The organism is Streptomyces sp. NPDC050508, assembly GCF_040655155.1.
Lineage (GTDB): Bacteria > Actinomycetota > Actinomycetes > Streptomycetales > Streptomycetaceae > Streptomyces.
Genome location: NZ_JBFAJJ010000010.1, coordinates 279,066 through 294,112 on the forward strand (window position 1 = coordinate 279,066; position 15,047 = coordinate 294,112).

16 protein-coding genes are annotated in these 15,047 nt (G+C 71.2%); 9 read left to right on the top strand and 7 right to left on the bottom strand.

The features are described 5' to 3' along the window. The first annotated feature begins 63 nt into the window (after positions 1–63). A complete protein-coding gene (locus AB0I69_RS28420; protein WP_363098541.1) occupies positions 64–357 on the top strand; it encodes a hypothetical protein in 294 nt (97 codons plus the stop codon). Here AB0I69_RS28420 and AB0I69_RS28425 read toward each other — a convergent pair. From AB0I69_RS28425 to AB0I69_RS28435, 3 genes are read right to left on the bottom strand one after another with little or no spacing between them, the layout of a single operon-like run. Then, positions 354–1,430 (bottom strand): prenyltransferase, encoded by a 1,077-nt coding sequence (locus tag AB0I69_RS28425; RefSeq protein ID WP_363098542.1) that lies wholly within the window; start codon positions 1,428–1,430, stop codon positions 354–356. The two genes, AB0I69_RS28420 and AB0I69_RS28425, sit on opposite strands and share 4 nt — an antisense overlap. Next, positions 1,427–2,161, bottom strand: a complete 735-nt coding sequence (locus tag AB0I69_RS28430) for a class I SAM-dependent methyltransferase (RefSeq protein ID WP_363098543.1) — start codon at positions 2,159–2,161, stop codon at positions 1,427–1,429. The genes AB0I69_RS28425 and AB0I69_RS28430 overlap by 4 nt, the downstream gene beginning before the upstream one ends. After that, positions 2,155–3,522: a glycosyltransferase family 4 protein gene (locus AB0I69_RS28435; protein WP_363098544.1), complete on the bottom strand. Its 1,368-nt coding sequence runs from the start codon at positions 3,520–3,522 to the stop codon at positions 2,155–2,157. The genes AB0I69_RS28430 and AB0I69_RS28435 overlap by 7 nt, the downstream gene beginning before the upstream one ends. Before the next feature lie 210 nt (positions 3,523–3,732). Between AB0I69_RS28435 and AB0I69_RS28440 the strand changes: the two genes are divergently transcribed. Together AB0I69_RS28440 and AB0I69_RS28445 are read left to right on the top strand one after the other, a co-directional pair. Next, complete coding sequence (locus AB0I69_RS28440) at positions 3,733–4,359, top strand: TetR family transcriptional regulator (RefSeq protein WP_363098545.1); 627 nt, start codon at positions 3,733–3,735, stop codon at positions 4,357–4,359. Positions 4,360–4,366: 7 nt separating this feature from the next. Further along, positions 4,367–4,990 carry a 1,4-alpha-glucan branching protein gene (locus AB0I69_RS28445; protein ID WP_363098546.1) on the top strand — a complete coding sequence of 208 codons (624 nt, stop codon included), beginning with the start codon at positions 4,367–4,369 and terminating at the stop codon, positions 4,988–4,990. A gap of 11 nt (positions 4,991–5,001) precedes the next feature. Here AB0I69_RS28445 and AB0I69_RS28450 read toward each other — a convergent pair whose 3' ends face one another. Together AB0I69_RS28450 and AB0I69_RS28455 are read right to left on the bottom strand one after the other, a co-directional pair. Further along, a complete protein-coding gene (locus AB0I69_RS28450) occupies positions 5,002–5,235 on the bottom strand; it encodes a ferredoxin (RefSeq protein ID WP_363098547.1) in 234 nt (77 codons plus the stop codon). Between the two features lie 7 nt (positions 5,236–5,242). Next, complete coding sequence (locus AB0I69_RS28455; RefSeq protein ID WP_363098548.1) at positions 5,243–6,700, bottom strand: aldehyde dehydrogenase; 1,458 nt, start codon at positions 6,698–6,700, stop codon at positions 5,243–5,245. Positions 6,701–6,816: 116 nt separating this feature from the next. On the opposite strand from AB0I69_RS28455, the gene AB0I69_RS28460 reads away from it, so the two are divergent. Together AB0I69_RS28460 and AB0I69_RS28465 are read left to right on the top strand one after the other, a co-directional pair. After that, the gene (locus tag AB0I69_RS28460) at positions 6,817–7,842 is read left to right on the top strand and encodes an MBL fold metallo-hydrolase (RefSeq protein WP_363098549.1); all 1,026 of its coding nucleotides are present in this window, start codon (positions 6,817–6,819) and stop codon (positions 7,840–7,842) included. Positions 7,843–7,884: 42 nt separating this feature from the next. Next, complete coding sequence (locus tag AB0I69_RS28465) at positions 7,885–8,325, top strand: nuclear transport factor 2 family protein (protein WP_363098550.1); 441 nt, start codon at positions 7,885–7,887, stop codon at positions 8,323–8,325. Here the strand turns inward: AB0I69_RS28465 and AB0I69_RS28470 are convergent. Continuing rightward, complete coding sequence (locus tag AB0I69_RS28470; protein WP_363098551.1) at positions 8,319–10,448, bottom strand: hypothetical protein; 2,130 nt, start codon at positions 10,446–10,448, stop codon at positions 8,319–8,321. The two genes, AB0I69_RS28465 and AB0I69_RS28470, sit on opposite strands and share 7 nt — an antisense overlap. 211 nt (positions 10,449–10,659) lie before the next feature. Here AB0I69_RS28470 and AB0I69_RS28475 point away from each other — a divergent pair, with 211 nt between their 5' ends. Then, positions 10,660–11,700 carry a PP2C family protein-serine/threonine phosphatase gene (locus AB0I69_RS28475; protein ID WP_363098630.1) on the top strand — a complete coding sequence of 347 codons (1,041 nt, stop codon included), beginning with the start codon at positions 10,660–10,662 and terminating at the stop codon, positions 11,698–11,700. Positions 11,701–11,712: 12 nt separating this feature from the next. Here AB0I69_RS28475 and AB0I69_RS28480 read toward each other — a convergent pair whose 3' ends face one another. After that, positions 11,713–12,438 (bottom strand): alpha/beta hydrolase family protein, encoded by a 726-nt coding sequence (locus AB0I69_RS28480; protein WP_363098552.1) that lies wholly within the window; start codon positions 12,436–12,438, stop codon positions 11,713–11,715. 145 nt (positions 12,439–12,583) lie between these two features. On the opposite strand from AB0I69_RS28480, the gene AB0I69_RS28485 reads away from it, so the two are divergent. From AB0I69_RS28485 to AB0I69_RS28495, 3 genes are all read left to right on the top strand, one after another. Next, the gene (locus AB0I69_RS28485) at positions 12,584–13,507 is read left to right on the top strand and encodes a helix-turn-helix transcriptional regulator (protein WP_363098553.1); all 924 of its coding nucleotides are present in this window, start codon (positions 12,584–12,586) and stop codon (positions 13,505–13,507) included. Between the two features lie 338 nt (positions 13,508–13,845). After that, entirely contained in the window at positions 13,846–14,262 is a 417-nt protein-coding gene (locus AB0I69_RS28490) for a transglycosylase SLT domain-containing protein (protein ID WP_363098554.1), read from the top strand. A gap of 71 nt (positions 14,263–14,333) precedes the next feature. Then, positions 14,334–15,026 (top strand): YoaK family protein, encoded by a 693-nt coding sequence (locus AB0I69_RS28495; RefSeq protein WP_363098555.1) that lies wholly within the window; start codon positions 14,334–14,336, stop codon positions 15,024–15,026. Positions 15,027–15,047 lie beyond the last annotated feature (21 nt).

Below are 15,047 nucleotides of genomic sequence, written 5' to 3' on the forward strand. Positions count from 1 at the left end.
GGTTGCGCCACTTGAGCGAACCCGTTCGGGTTTCATGCACGTTTGAGCGGCAATCCGGTGTGCATGTCCCCTGAATCCCGTCGCGGCCCCAATCAGGCCGGCAACATCGTCGCGGTCGCCGCAGACATCGCGGCCTTGATCCTGGGTCTCTGGATCCTGATGTACCTACTGGACGCGAACCGAGGGAACGACCTCGTGAAGTTCGTCCATGACGCGGCCACCTGGCTCGCAGGCTGGTCCCACGACCTGTTCACGTTCCACAGGGCATGGGCCCGCGTCGTCTGCGGCTATGGCCTGGCGGCCGTGGTCTACCTGTTCATAGGCCACGCCATCGCCAACCGTATGCACAAGTACTAGGCCCGGCCGCAGCAGTCCGGGTCAAGACCGTTCGGCAGATGCTCGGCGCCGAAGACCGCGCACGTGGCGTCGTGGCCGCCCAGAGCGGCCACGGCCAGAAGCAGGGAACCGGCCGTCCACGTGGTCAGCTCGCGCGGCCACACCGCATCGTCCTCGAAGACATACCCCGTCCAGTACAGCCCGGTCTCCGCATCGCGCAGGTGCTGGATCGACTGGAGGATCTCCAGCGCCCGGTCGGACTCGCCCAACACCCACAGCGCGAGGGCGAGTTCGGCCGACTCGCCCCCCGTCACCCACGGGTTGGGGACGACGCACCGCACACCCAGTCCCGGCACGACGAACCGGCTCCAGCCCTCCTCCACCCGGGACTTGGCCTCCACACCGGTCAACGCGCCGGCCAGGACCGGGTAGTACCAGTCCATCGAGTAACGGTCCTTGTCCAGGAACCGTTCCGGGTGGCGGCGGATCGCGTGCCGTAGCGCGCCGACCGCCAACTCCCAGTCCGGCTGCGGCTCTTCACGCTGTTCGGCGATCGCGAGCGCGCAGCGCAGCGCCTGGTGGATCGAGGACGACCCGGTCAGCAGCGCGTCCGCCGTGTCCGTACCGTCGTCCTCGCGCTTCCAGCCGATCTGCCCACCCGGCTGCTGAAGGCGCAGCACGAACTCGACCGCCGCGAAGACCGTGGGCCACAGCCGGTCGAGGAACGTGTCGTCGCCGGTCGAGAGGTAGTGGTGCCACACGCCTACGGCGACGTAGGCGACGAAGTTGGTCTCGCGCCCCCGGTCCGTGACCGCATCCGGGTCCCCGTCCGCGTAGGCCGCGTACCAGGACCCGTCCTCGTTCTGGTGCCGGGCGAGCCAGGTGTACGCCCGCTCGGCCGCCGCGTGCTCCCCCGCCGCGTCCAGCGCCATCGCGGCCTCGGTGTGGTCCCACGGGTCGAGGTGATGGCCCCGGAACCACGGGATCGCCCCGTCCTCCCGCTGCACGGCGAGGATGCCGGCGACGGTCGCGGCGGCCTGCTCGGCAGTGAGGACCCCGGGCAGGACGAGGTGTTCCGTCCGGGGAGTGGTCACTTGGCTTCCGCCAGGGGGAGGTGCGGCTTGGTCGCGTAGGCCACGAAGCTCTTGCCGATCAGCGGGTTCAGCGCCTGTTCGGCGACCCGGGTGGCGAGGGGTTTCTTCATGATGTCCCAGACCAGGAGCTTGTGGTACGCCTGCACCGGCAGCACCTTGTCGTTGTCCACGCCGAACGCGCACTTCAGCCACCAGTACGGCGAGTGCAGCGCGTGCGCGTGGTGGGTGCCGTACGGCTTGAGGCCCGCCTCGCGGATCTTGGCGAGGAGTTCGTCCGCCTTGTAGATGCGGATGTGGCCGCCCTCGACCTCGTGGTAGGCGTCGGACAGGGCCCAGCAGACCTTCTCGGGGCCATAGCGCGGGACGGTGATGGCGATCCGGCCGCCGGGCTTCAGCACCCGGACCATCTCGGCGAGCACACCCTTGTCGTCCGGGATGTGCTCCATGACCTCGGAGATGATCACGACGTCGAACGACTCGTCCGGGAACGGGAGTTGGAGCGCGTCGCCCTCCATCGCGGTGGCGGTGGCGCCGGCCGGGGCCTCGCCGGCCTCCTTCATCGCCGCGAACCACTTGGCGACCTCGCGGATCTCCTCGGCGTTCTGGTCGAGGGCGACGACCTGGGCCCCTCGCCGGTAGCACTCGAACGCGTGCCGCCCGGCACCGCACCCGAGGTCCAGGACACGGTCGCCAGGGGCGAGCGGGAACCGGGAGAAGTCGACGGTCAGCACGTGGCCCTGCTTTCGGGATAGACACCGGTAACACTGGTCGGAGAGGGCGAGGGGGAAGTCGTACGGCCAGGGATCGCCTCGCGGTAACGGGCCGCCGTGCCCTCGGCCGCCTTCGCCCAGGTGAAGCGGGCCAGGACGCGTTCGCGGCCCGCCGCGCCGAGCCGGGCCCGGAGTGCCGGATCGGCCAGGAGTCGGCTCAGGCCGGAGGCCAGCGCACCCGGGTCGCCCGGCGGTACCGCCAGGCAGGTCTCCCCGTCGCGCCCGGCGACCTCCGGGATCGCCCCGCCCGTCGTGGCCACGAGGGGCGTCCCCGTGGCCATCGCCTCCGCCGCCGGGAGCGAGAAGCCCTCGTACAGGGACGGCACGCAGGCGACCTCCGCCGAGCGGACCAGGTCGACCAGTTCGGCGTCCGAGATGCCCTTCACGAAGTCGACGGCGCCTTCGAGGCCGTAGCGCTCGACGGCTTGGGCGACCGGGCCCTCGGCCGGGCGTTTGCCTACGACGATCAGGTGGGCGTCGGGGTGTTCGGTGCGGACCTTCGCCAGGGCCTCGACGAGGAAGACGAGGCCCTTGAGGGGGACGTCCGCGCTGGAGGTGGTGACGATTCGGCCCGGTACCTGCGGTACGGCCGGGTTCGGAGAGAACAGGTCGGTGTCGGCGCCGATGTGGACGACGTGGATGCGGTCGTCGCGGACGCCGAGGTGGTCGATGATCTCCTGGCGCGAGGTGCCGGAGACGGTGAGCACGGAGGGGAGGCGGCGGGCCACCCGCTTCTGCATCTGGGTGAACGCGTACCAGCGGCGCTTGGACATGCGCTGGCGCCAGTCCTCGGCCGCGTCCAGCTCCAACTGCCGGTCCACGGTGATGGGGTGGTGGATCGTCGTCACCAGCGGGGCACCGACGTCGCCCAACAGGCCGTAGCCCAGCGTCTGGTTGTCGTGCACGATGTCGAACTCGCCACGCCTGGCGCGGAGATGACGGCGGGCGCGGAGCGAGAACGTGAGGGGTTCGGGGAAGCCGCCGGTCCACATCGTCGCGACTTCGAGGGCGTCGATCCAGTCCCGGTACTCGTCGCGCTTCGGGGTGCGGAAGGGGTCCGGCGAGCGGTAGAGGTCGAGCGAGGGCAGCTCGGTCAGGGAGATGCCGTCGTAGCCCTCGTCGAGCACGGGGTACGGCTGTGATCCGATGACCTCGACGCGGTGGCCGAGGCGGGCCAACTCGCGGGAGAGATGGCGGACGTAGACGCCCTGGCCCCCGCAGAACGGGTTCCCTTTATAGGTGAGGAGTGCGATACGGAGCGGTCGCTCGCCGTCGGCTGCCAGGTCCTCCTGGGGACCCGCCTGACTGGCCTCAGCGGTCACTCTGAGCCCCCTTCTCCCTGCACTGTCCCGCGAGATTACGCCGGGACGCTAATCTAGAACAAGTTTCAGACTTGATCGTCCAGGAGGTTCTGAATCTACCGGCCGGTAGGGGCGCTGAGAGAAGTGGATCAGGTGATTCACACCACGGCCCAGGCCCTGCCATGATCGGTGCGATCACCCGCCCTCACCGACAGTCACGGATCGGGAGCCATGCCAGCGCAAGCCAAGCCCGAAGCCACTGCGCGGACCTCGCCGCCCCTCACCGAGCGGCAGGAGGCCCGGCGGCGGCGCATCCTGCACGCGAGCGCGCAGCTGGCCAGCCGGGGCGGTTTCGACGCGGTGCAGATGCGGGAGGTCGCGGAGTCCTCGCAGGTCGCGCTCGGCACGCTGTACCGGTACTTCCCGTCCAAGGTGCATCTGCTGGTCGCCACGATGCAGGACCAGCTGGAACACATGCACGGCACGCTCCGCAAGAAGCCGCCGGGCGGCGACAGCGCGGCCGAGCGGGTCGCGGAGACCCTGATGCGGGCCTTCCGCGCGCTCCAGCGCGAGCCGCATCTCGCCGACGCGATGGTCCGCGCGCTGACCTTCGCGGACCGCAGCGTCTCCCCCGAGGTCGACCAGGTCTCCCGGCAGACCACGGTGATCATCCTGGACGCGATGGGCCTCGAACACCCCACGCCCGAGCAGCTGTCGGCGGTCCGGGTCATCGAGCACACCTGGCACTCGGCCCTGATCACCTGGCTGTCGGGCCGCGCGTCCATCGCCCAGGTGAAGATCGATATCGAGACAGTGTGCCGCCTGATCGACCTCACGGAGCCGGGCGGCGACCGATAATCCCCGCATGGCGCTCATCCACCACACCCACGTCAAGCCCACCAAGCTCGAACTCCTCACCACCTGGCTGCCCACCCGCTCCTGGTATCACGGCCCCGCCGAACCGGAGTTGGTGAAGTCCGGCGGGTTCCGGCTCGACGACCCCGAGGGCGAGGTCGGCATCGAGTTCATGGTCGTCACCGACGACTCGGGGGCCTACCTCGTGCCGCTCACCTACCGGGGCGCGCCGCTCCCCGGCGCCGAGCACGCCCTCGTCGGCACCATGGAGCACGGTGTGCTCGGTCCGCGCTGGGTCTACGACGGCTGTCACGACCCGGTGCTGACCGCCGGGTTGACGGCGTTCATCGAGGGGCGCGTGGAGGCGCAGGCGCAGAGCGTCTCCCACACCCTGGACCGGGAGGTCGCCCGCTCCTGGACCGGTGCGGTACGCATCCCCGCCCTGGGCGCCCCGACCGACACCGACAAGGCCACCGAGTTCGCCGTACCGGACGGCCCGACCCTGCGGGTGCACCGGGTGCTGAACCCCGGCTCCACGCCCCCCGAGGACGCGATCGGGCACGTCACCGGCGCCTGGGCGCAGGCCGACGGCACCCGTGTCCGGGCGCTGTTCGCCGCGCTCCAGCCCAGCTAGGCCCTGTCGGGCTACTCCTCCGGCGGGAACACCGGTTCCCCGCTCCCCATCAGCGTGATCATGATGGCCTCCACCGGGCACCCCTCCGCCGCCGCGAGGATCTTCTCGTTGGCGTCGGTCTCCGGCTCGGCCGGGTGGGACTGCATGGCCGCGTCGAGGTGGAAGCGGTCGGGGGCCTGGTGGACGCACTGCGCCGAGCCGATGCAGATGGAGCGGTCGACCTCGACCTGCCAGCGGTCGCCCATCCCCCGCTCACCCCTCCCAGCCGGCCGGCAGGTGGATCATCTTGTGTTCGAGGAACTCGGAGAAGCCCTCGGGCCCGAACTCCCGTCCCACACCGCTGTTCTTGTAGCCGCCGAAGGGGCCGAGCATGTCGAGGCTGAAGGTGTTGACGTTGTAGGTGCCGGTGCGGACCTGGCGGGCGATGTCGATGCCGTGGGCCACGTCTCCCGTCCACACGCTGCCGCTGAGGCCGTAGTCGGAGTCGTTCGCGATCTTCACCGCCTCGGTCTCGTCGCCGTACGGGAGCAGGCAGATGACCGGGCCGAAGATCTCCTCGCGGGCGATGCGCATCGAGTTGTCGACATCGCCGAAGAGGGTCGGTTCGACGTACCAGCCGTGGTCCAGGCCGGGTGGACGGCCGCCGCCCGTAAGGATCTTGGCGCCCTCCTCCTGGCCGATGCGGATGTAGTCGAGGTTGCGCTGCTGCTGGCGCTTGGCGACCAACGGGCCCACCTGGGTGGCCGGGTCGAGCGGATCGCCGACGACGAGGGCGCTCGCCGCCTGGGCGAACGCGTCCGCGAACTCGTCGTAGCGTGAGCGCGGTACGAGGATGCGGGTCTGGGCGACGCACGCCTGGCCGTTGTTCATCCAGGCCGCCGAGACGATGCCGGGGACGGCGGTCGTGAGGTCCGCGTCGGGCAGCACGATCGCCGCCGACTTGCCGCCCAACTCCAGTGTCACGCGCGTGAGATGGCGGGCGGCGACCTCCATCACGCGCTTGCCGGCCGGGACCGAGCCGGTGAAGGAGACCTTGTCGATGCCGGGGTGTCCGACGAGGTACTCGCTGACCTCGCGGTCGGCCGGGAGGATCGACAGGACGCCGTCCGGCAGCCCGGCCTCCTTCGTGATCTCGCCCAACAGGTAGGCGTCCAGGGGCGATTCGGGCGACGGCTTCAGGATCGCCGTGCAGCCGGTGAGCAGCGCGGGCGCGAGCTTGGCGGCGGCCACGAACTGCGGGACGTTCCACGGGACCACGGCCGCGACCACCCCGACCGGCTCCCGGCGGACAAGGATCTTGCCGAGGACTCCGTCGCGGTACTCCTCGTAGGTGAAGTTCTTCGCGACGGTGATCGCCGCGTCCCACACCATCATCGCGCCGAGGGCCTGCCCGAGGATGCTCCAGGAGTACGGCGACCCGTTCTCGGAGGAGATGACGCGGCCCATCTCCTCGTACCGTGCGGCGATTCCGTCCTTGATGCGGGTGACGACCGCGAGCCGTTCGTCGAGCGTCATGCGCGGCCAGGGCCCCTCGTCGAAGGCCCGGCGGGCCACCGCGACGGCCCGGTCCACGTCCGCGGTGGACGCGTGCGGTACGCGTCCGATGACCTCCTCGGTGTGCGGGGAGATCACCTCGATGACGTCCTTGCCCAGGGGGTCGGTCAACTCCCCGCCGATGAACAGCTGTCGGTGTTCCACGAGCTCCGTCATGGCCGAACGCCTCCCCGGTACCGCTGTCTGACGATCCATCAGATACGAAGACTGAATACCAGTTCCGGTCGATGGAGTCCACGTATAGTGGCCGGAAGGCGGCGATTGGGGAGTCCATGGCTCAGGTCCACGACCACGGCGGCGGCGTTCGTTCCATCGAAGTCCCCATCCCCGACAACCCACTTGGCACCACGCTGGTGTACGTCGTCGACACCGACCGCGGACCGGTCCTGGTCGACACGGGCTGGGACGACCCGGCCTCGTGGGACACCCTCGCCGAAGGTCTTGACGCCTGCGGTACGCCGGTCGGCGAGGTCCACGGCGTGATCATCACCCACCATCACCCCGACCACCACGGCCTGTCCGGGCGGGTGCGCGAGGCGTCCGGGGCATGGCTCGCGATGCACGCGGCGGACACGGCGATCGTACGGCGGGCCCGTTCGACCCAGCCGGGCCGCTGGCTGGCGTACATGACCGCGAAGCTCGCGGCGGCCGGAGCCCCCGAGGAGCACCTCGCACCCCTGCGCGCCACCCGCCCGCGCAGCGTGCCCGGTCTCGCGCCCGCCCTGCCCGACCGCGAGATCGTCCCCGGCGAACTCCTCGACCTGGCCGGGCGCCGACTGCGCGCGATCTGGACGCCGGGCCACACCCCCGGACACGTCTGCCTGCACATGGAGGAGGACCACCCGGCCCAACTCCCCGGCCATGGACGCCTGTTCTCCGGCGACCACCTGCTCCCCGAGATCACCCCGCACATCGGCCTGTACGAGGACCCGGACGACACCACGATCGCCGACCCGCTCGGCGACTACCTCGACTCCCTGGAGCGCATCGGCCGCCTCGCCCCCGCCGAGGTGCTCCCGGCCCACCAGCACACCTTCACCGACGCGACCGGCCGCGTACGGGAGTTGCTCGCCCATCACGAGGACCGGCTGACCGGACTCCTCGCACTGCTGTCGGAGCCGCTCACCGCCTGGCAGGTCGCGGAGCGGATGGAGTGGAACCGGCCCTGGGCCCAAATCCCCTACCAGTCACGGAACATCGCGGTGTCCGAGGCCGAGGCGCATCTGCGGCGGCTGGTGAAGCTGGGGCAGGCGGAGGTCATGACGGGGAGCGAGCCGGTGACGTACGTGGCGGTGTAATTCGGTCGTGGCCAGGGGCGCCGGGCTGGTACCAACTCCCCCATGGACCCTCTGGAGCAACTCCTCGCCGAGCGCGCCTGCGAGCGCGTCATCCTGGACTTCGTCCGCCGCCTCGATCTCGGTGAACCGTCCTCCGTCGCCCAGCTGTTCACGGCCGACGGATCGTGGGAGTGGCCGGACGGCGACCGGCTGGTCGAGGGGCGGGAGGCGCTGCGGAAGTACTTCGGATCACGCCCCGCCGACCGGCTCTCGCGTCGTCTGATGTCGAACGTCCTCGTCACCCTCACCTCCCCCGACGCGGCGATCTCGACGGCGTACTTCTCGACGTACCGGGTCGACGGCTATCACGGCGGACAGGTCACCGCGGGACCCCCCGTCCAGGTCGGCCACTACGAGGACACCTTCCGCAAGGTGGACGGGAGTTGGCTGATCTCCACCCGGACGCTGTTCCTGCCGTTCGGCGGCCCCACCCGGCGTCACTGACGGCGCGTCGCGTAGGTGATTCCCTCGTCGTACGACATCGCCAGGCCCGCGCCGTACGCCGTCGTGTAGGTGGCGTGGCCGAGGTGTTCGCGGACGCGGAGTTCGCAGGTGCGGCGGGTGGCGATGAGGTCGGGGGAGTCCATCTGGGCGCGGCCGGTGAGTTCCCAGAGGCGGGTGCCTATGCCGAGGAGGCGGGCGGCGCGGTGGGCGTCGCCGGTGCTGACGACGGCGGCGGCCAGGAGGTCGAGGGACATGGCGGCGCCGGCGGTGTTGTGCAGCAGGGCGTGGCCGGCGATCGAGGTGCGGGCGCCGGTCACCGCGGCCGGTAGGTCGCCGCGCGCCAGGTCCGCCTGGGCGATGAGGTAGTCGGCGTAGGCCCCGCACCAGTACTCGCCCTGTTTGCGGCCGGCCGTGCGCACCTCGTCGGCGACCTCACGGCCGCGTTCGTACTCGCCGCGCAGCACGTGCGCGAGGGACAGCGCGAGGCGGACCTGCAATTGCGCGGCCCCGAACCCGTCGTCGCGGATGGGGAGTTGGGGTGCGGCGGCGAGGACGTCGATCGCCTCGGCCTGGCGGCCGGTGAGGGCCAGGTGGCCGCCCCTGAGGTAGACGGCGGCGGCGACGGCCACCGGGTCGCCCTGTTCGCGGGCCGCGTCGGCGCAGCGCACCGCCCAGTTGGCCGCGGCCTCCTGGTCGCCCTGGAGGATGGCGACCGCGCCGCGCGACCACAGGGCGAGGGTGCGGCCGGGTCCGGGCGGCGGGTCGGCGGCGAGGGCCTGGTCGAGGCAGTGCTGGGCCTCGCGGAGGTAGCCGCAGTGCCGCCACAGGAAGCCGACGTGGCCCGCCATCTCCACGGCCGCAGCCGCGTCGTCCGGCTCGGAAAGCGCGTAGTCGACGGCCGCGCGCAGATTGGCGTGTTCGGTCAGGACGCGCTCGCACCAGGCGGCCTGCCGTCCGGTGTTCCACTCGGCGCAGCCCTGGCGGGCGAGGAGCGCGTAATGGTCGCGGTGGCGTCGGCGTACGGCGCGTTCCTCGCCGAGGGCGTACAGCCAGTCGGTGCCGTACTCGCGGACGGTGTCGAGCATCCGGAAGCGGGACGGATCGGTGCGGTCGGGCAGGACGATGGACTGGGCGACGAGCCGGTCGAGCAGCCCGGCGATCCGCTCCGGGGCCAACGGGCCGCCCGCACAGACCTGTTGGGCGGTCTCCACGCAGAAGCCGCCGGTGAAGACCGCGAGTCTGGCCCACAGCAGGCGTTCGAGCGGGGCGCACAGTTCGTGGCTCCAGCCGATGGCGGTGCGCATGGTCCGGTGACGTGGCGGGCCTTCGCCGGTGTCGGAGGTGAGCAGGTCGAGGGACGAGGGCAGGCGTTCGCCGAGCCGGGTGTGGAGCTGGTCGAGGGTGAGGTCGGCGAGGCGGGCGGCGGCGAGTTCGAGGGCGAGGGGGATGCCGTCGAGGCGACGGCAGACGGCGGTGGCGCGGCCGGCCACGTCGTCGTCGCTCAGCGGGCGTCCCGCGGCGGCGGCACGCTCGGCGAACAGGGCGACGGCGTCGCCGACTTCGGCGAGGTCGCCGGTCCGCCCGTCCACGGGCAGCGGTTCGAGGTGCAGGACGTCCTCGCCGGGCAGCGCGAGCCGTTCCCGGCCGGTGACGAGGATGCGCAGGCCGGGCAGGCGGGGCAGCAGGGCGGAGGCGAGCCCGGCGCAGTCGGCGAGGACGTGTTCGCAGGAGTCGAGGATCAGCAACAGCCGTCTGCCGGTGGCCCATTCGGTGATGACGTCGATCACGGGGCGCGTCGACTGGTCGGCGAGCCGGAGGGTCTCCATGACGGTCAGGTCCACGAGTCCCGCGGTGTGCAGGGGCGAGAGTTCGGCCAGCCAGACACCGTCGGGGTAGGCGTCCCGGACCTCCGCCGCCGCGCGCAGTGCGAGCCGGGTCTTGCCGACCCCGCCGACCCCGACGACGCTCACCAGCCGGGGCGGGCCGGTCCCGGGGTCCAACGCGGTGTGGAGCCGGGCGAGTTCGGCGCGCCGCCCCACGAAACTGTGCGTCTCGGGCGGCAGATTCCCAGGGCTCCCGGGGTCCTCGGGGTTCCTGGGGTTCCCGTGAGTGGTGTCCGGCACGAGGTCCAGTGTGTCCGTACGTCATCGATTCCATGCGTGGGTCCCGGAACCAGGCCAACGGCTGCCCGGAAAAGACACAACGCCCGCAGAACAACAGTCCTTTCCGATCACTCTCCGGCCCGTTTCGACGGGTTGAGGTCGAGAGCTGGTCAACTCCCCGTTGGTGCGGGTGGGGAGACGGAAATTCCGCGATCGTCGTGGCGTGAACGCGATGAATGGGGGACGCCGCTTGCTCGCCGCACCGGTCGGGTGTCTGCTGGCGGCCACGCCGGGTCTGCTGATCGGCAGGGTGCAGCCGATCCTGCCGCTGCTGGCGATCGGGCCGCTGATGGCCTCGACGTTCCTGAGTGCCCGCCGTACGTTCCTGGTCTGCTGCTGGACGGTCCTGATCGCGCTGGCGGCGGGGCTCGGCGCGGGGACGCAGCTGAGCGCCGGGTTCGCCGTCCGCTGGGGCGGGCTGCTGCTGGGCTGCGCGTGCAGTGTGTACGCGGCGTGGCAGCGCGGCCGGCTCCGCGAGCGGCTCACGCAGGTACGGGAGGTGGCCCGGATCACCCAGGAGGCGATCCTGCGGCCCGTATCCCGCACCCTGTCCGGCACCCATGTCTCCACCCGCTACCACTGCGCGCACCGCGAGTCGTCGGTCGGCGGCGACCTGTACGACCTCGCGGTGACGCCGTACGGGCTGCGGGTGCTGGTCGGCGACGCGCGCGGGCACGGCCTGGACGCGCTGCGGACGGCGGCCGACACGGTCACCGGATTCCGTGAACTCGTCTCTACGGCACCGGACTTGACGTCCCTCGCCAAGGCGCTGGACGCCCGCCTCTCCCCCGGCCTCGGCCCCGAGGACTTCGTCACGGCGGTGCTGGCCGAGTTCGGGCCGGGTGAGGTGCGGCTGGTCAACTGCGGTCATCCGGCGCCCCTGCGCTCCGGCCAGCGCCTGGAACTCCTCGAACCCCTCGTCCCCGCCCTGCCGTTGGGCCTCCACCCGGACCCGCACCAGTACCGGGTCCGCCTCCAGCCCGGCGACCGCCTCCTCCTCTACACGAACGGCCTGACCGAGGCCCGCGCCCCCGACGACACCCCGTTCGCCCTGCTCACCGAGTGCGCGACGGCGCTGGACGAACCGATACCGGACGCGGCCCTGCACACCCTGTACGACCGGCTGCTCGCCCATACCGGCGGAGCGCTCACGGACGATCTGGCACTGGTGCTGTGCCAGCCGACGGAGGTGGTGGCGCCGGTGCGGGTCTGAGGCCCGGCCGGTTCAGCCCACCTTGACGAGGAGCTCGGTGAGTTCGGCGGGCTTGGTGATCATGCAGTCGTGGCCGGACTCCAGTTCCCACACCTGTGCCGGGGTGCCGTTGGGCTGGATCGCGGGGACGGGCCGCCGCTCGAAGCCCTCCGGTTCGCTGCCCACGCAGTGGATGTGGGTGCGGGGGATGGCGTTGGCGGCGGGGTTGTCCAGCCGGACGGGCTGCTGGAGGCAGAGCGTCGGCTGGTCCGAGAGCATCGTGCGCAGCCAGGCCAGGTCCTCCGGGTCGGTGACCCCGAACAGGCCGCCGGGCGGCGGGAGTTCAGGCAGCGGCGGAATCCGCCAGGGGGTGTCGGACCGTGCGGCCAGATCGATCAGGACCTGGGTCACGGGCAGGATGTCGGTCGCGCGCTCGCCGTCCACCGGGACCATAGCGTCGAGGTGGACGAGCTGCGCGATCCGGTCCGGGACCCGGTTGGCCGCGCCCGAGACGACCAGCCCCGCGTAGCTGTGCCCCACCAGGACCACGTCGGTGAGGTCCTCCTCGGTGATCAGTCCGACGACGTCCTCGATGTGGGTGTCGAGACCCACCTCGGGGCCGAGCAGGTGCGCCTTGTCGCCGTACCCGGTGAGGGACGGCGCGAACACCCGGTGTCCGGCCGCCGTCAGCAGCGGGACCACCCGGTCCCAAGCCTGCCCGCTGTGCCAGGCTCCGTGTACCAGCAGATATGTCGACATGCTTGTCGCTCCTTGTCGTGGTGGCCCGGGTTGCCGCGGGCCACCGGCGACGCTGCCGCCCCGGCTCCGCACCAGCCAGGGCCCCCGCGACCCTGGGGGCGACAGGGCCAGGCAGGCGCCCGGCCCACCGATCTACAGTGGCGAGATGGCCGACGAACCGAACCTGCTGGGCGAGTACGTGCGCGCCCGCCGTGAACTCGTCACCCCCGAACAGGCCGGGATCCCGGTCTACGGAGTACGGCGGGTACCGGGCCTGCGCCGCGAGGAGGTCGCGATGCTGGCCGGTATCAGCGCCGACTACTACCTGCGCCTGGAGCAGGGCCGCGACCGCAACCCCTCCGCACAGGTCCTCGAAGCCATCGCCCGCGTGCTGCGGCTCGATGGCACCGCGACGGCCCATCTGCTGCGCCTCGGTGCCGAGGGCCCCCGCCGGCACCGCGCCCGGCCCCAACGCCGGAAGGAGACCGTCCCGCCGAGCATCACCAAGCTGCTCGCGACGCTCGCGCTCCCCGCGCTGGTCGAGGGCCGCTACTTCGACGTGCTCGCCGCCAACGACCTCGCGACCGCCCTGTCACCGCGCTTCACGGCGGGCGCCAACCGCCTGCGGTCCCTCTTCCTCGACCCCGCCGAGCAGGCGCTCCATCCGCACTGGGAGAAATCCGGCGGAGGCATCGTCGCCGCCTTCCGCGAGTCCGTCGGCACCGACACCGACGACCCCCGGTTCATCGAGCTGGTCGGCGAACTCTCCCTCGCCAGCCCCCTGTTCAGCCGGCTCTGGGCCCGCCACGACGTCCAGGCCTGCGAAGCCGCACCCAAGTGTCTGGACCACCCCCAGGTCGGCGCCCTCCGGCTGAACCGGGAGCGGCTGAGCATCGACGGCGCACCGGGCCAGACCCTCGTCATCTACCACCCGGACCCCGGATCCGACGCGGCCGGCAAACTCGCCCTCCTGGCCTCCGCCATCCAGCCACCGGCGCAGCCCGACAAGAGTCCGATACCCGCCTCCGCCGTGAGGCCGGAGGGATCGGCGTTCGAGACGCCGGTCACGTTCGACGGACCTCCTGTGTGAGGCGTCGCGCACCAGCCGTCACAGAGGCGGTGAAGCACCCCACATGACCCATGTCACCAACGATGCGGATTAGTAGGGATATGGGCATGGCATGTACGCGTCTACATACCCTCTGACCTGGGGTTTGAGAGCCAGGTCACACAGTTCACCATTCACCCACATGCGACCACAACTAGTAAAAGGGGTCTTTGCGGACACGGATCGAGAGTGCTTCTCTGGAGCAGTCGCACGGCGCCGACGAGCCCTCACGGCCTCGGCGCCGACGCATTGCCACCGCCGCGCACCGCGTGACACCGGCAGGCGTACGACGTCTCTGTCCCCGAAGAAACAGGTTCTCCGTGTCCGTCTCCCGCATCGTCGCTCGCATCGCCTCCCCGAAGAAGGCCCTGACCGCCGCCGCTCTGGCCGCCGCCACCACCGGTCTGGTGCTGACCTCGGCTCCCGCCCAGGCCGCGACGACCTCCGCCTCCTCCGCTCAGGCGATCGCGCACAAGATGATCCCGAGCGCGGCGCAGTACAACGCGTTCAGCAAGATCGTCGAGCACGAGAGCGGCTGGAACGTCACCGCCACGAACTCCTCCTCCGGCGCCTACGGCCTGGTCCAGGCGCTGCCCGGTTCGAAGATGGCCTCGGCCGGCTCCGACTGGAAGACCAACGCCGCCACGCAGATCAAGTGGGGCCTGGACTACATGAACTCCCGCTACGGCAGCCCCACGGCCGCCTGGAGCTTCTGGCAGTCCAACGGCTGGTACTGATCACCGGCCCCACACACGCACCACGCGGCGGCGGTCCCCGGCACTCCGGGGGCCGCCGCTACATTGCGTTCATGGACCAGAACACACAGCCCCAGTCCTACGACCGTGAGGCGCGCGGACTCCGGCTGGTGGTCGTGCTGCTGGGGCTGACCGTGGTCAGCGGGCTGATCGACGCGGTGAGCTATCTGGGCCTCGGTCATGTCTTCACTGCCAACATGACCGGCAATGTCGTCGTCCTGGGCTTCGCCGCCGCCGGGGCACCCGGCTTCTCGGTGTCGCGCACCCTGACCTCCCTGGGCGCCTTCCTGGTGGGGGCGGCGGTCGGGGGCCGGATCGCGGTACGGCTGGACACCGGCTCGCGCCGGACCTGGGCCCGGGTGAGTCTCGGCGCGGAGGCGCTGCTCGTGGGCGTGGCCGCGCTGATCGCCTTCGTGGCACCGGGCGACAGCGCCACCACACATCCCTTGATCGCCCTCACCGCCTTCGCGATGGGCCTGCGCAACGCGGTGGTCCGCAAGCTCAGGGTCACCGACTTCACGACCACCACGGTTCTGACGATGACCCTGACCGGCCTGGTCGCCGACTCGGTCGCGGGCGACGGCCGGGGCCCCGGCACCTTCCGCCGGCTGTCGGCGGCCGTCGCGATGGCCGTCGGCGCGTTTCTCGGCGCGTGGCTGATCCTGCACCACGATCTGCGCTACCCACTCCTGCTCGCGGCCCTGGCCGCCGGAGTGTTCGCACTGACCGCGTCTGGCCGGGAGTAGCCCAAAGGCCGGTCAAGAAGG

Coding starts and splice junctions, on each gene's coding strand:
- AB0I69_RS28480 (WP_363098552.1), bottom strand. CDS start 12,438: ATGTCGACATATCTGCTGGTACACGGAGCCTGGCACAGCGGGCAGGCT.
- AB0I69_RS28455 (WP_363098548.1), bottom strand. CDS start 6,700: ATGACGGAGCTCGTGGAACACCGACAGCTGTTCATCGGCGGGGAGTTG.
- AB0I69_RS28445 (WP_363098546.1), top strand. CDS start 4,367: ATGGCGCTCATCCACCACACCCACGTCAAGCCCACCAAGCTCGAACTC.
- AB0I69_RS28495 (WP_363098555.1), top strand. CDS start 14,334: ATGGACCAGAACACACAGCCCCAGTCCTACGACCGTGAGGCGCGCGGA.
- AB0I69_RS28460 (WP_363098549.1), top strand. CDS start 6,817: ATGGCTCAGGTCCACGACCACGGCGGCGGCGTTCGTTCCATCGAAGTC.
- AB0I69_RS28475 (WP_363098630.1), top strand. CDS start 10,660: ATGAATGGGGGACGCCGCTTGCTCGCCGCACCGGTCGGGTGTCTGCTG.
- AB0I69_RS28450 (WP_363098547.1), bottom strand. CDS start 5,235: ATGGGCGACCGCTGGCAGGTCGAGGTCGACCGCTCCATCTGCATCGGC.
- AB0I69_RS28485 (WP_363098553.1), top strand. CDS start 12,584: ATGGCCGACGAACCGAACCTGCTGGGCGAGTACGTGCGCGCCCGCCGT.
- AB0I69_RS28465 (WP_363098550.1), top strand. CDS start 7,885: ATGGACCCTCTGGAGCAACTCCTCGCCGAGCGCGCCTGCGAGCGCGTC.
- AB0I69_RS28420 (WP_363098541.1), top strand. CDS start 64: ATGTCCCCTGAATCCCGTCGCGGCCCCAATCAGGCCGGCAACATCGTC.
- AB0I69_RS28440 (WP_363098545.1), top strand. CDS start 3,733: ATGCCAGCGCAAGCCAAGCCCGAAGCCACTGCGCGGACCTCGCCGCCC.